Here is a 258-nt window from a genome sequence, read left to right as displayed (position 1 = left end):
TGATCACTTACTGTCTGGGCAAATTGAATCAATTCATCAATTACTTCAATCTCACTTCCTTGCGGGAACCATTGAGGATGGGCGCGAACGATAAACGTTCGATTTCCGAACCATTCGATTTCCAGTCCGAAAGACTGAAGGAGATCTAGCCGTTTCTGAAGCTTTGCCTCTTCCTGGGATGTACACTCCACGGTATGAGGGAAAAGCAGCATTTGGCTAGATATATCGGCTTCTTCTAGTTTACGCATGAAGTATTCG

Annotated in this window: 1 pseudogene; it reads right to left on the bottom strand. The window is 44.6% G+C overall.

Annotated features, from left to right (window positions below):
• Positions 1 to 258, bottom strand: a pseudogene (locus tag LM917_RS09020) (DNA mismatch repair endonuclease MutL); the annotation flags it as partial.

Source organism: Brevibacillus daliensis, from assembly GCF_021245735.1.
GTDB lineage: Bacteria > Bacillota > Bacilli > Brevibacillales > Brevibacillaceae > Brevibacillus_B > Brevibacillus_B daliensis.
This window is presented reverse-complemented; position numbering and strand designations above follow the sequence as displayed.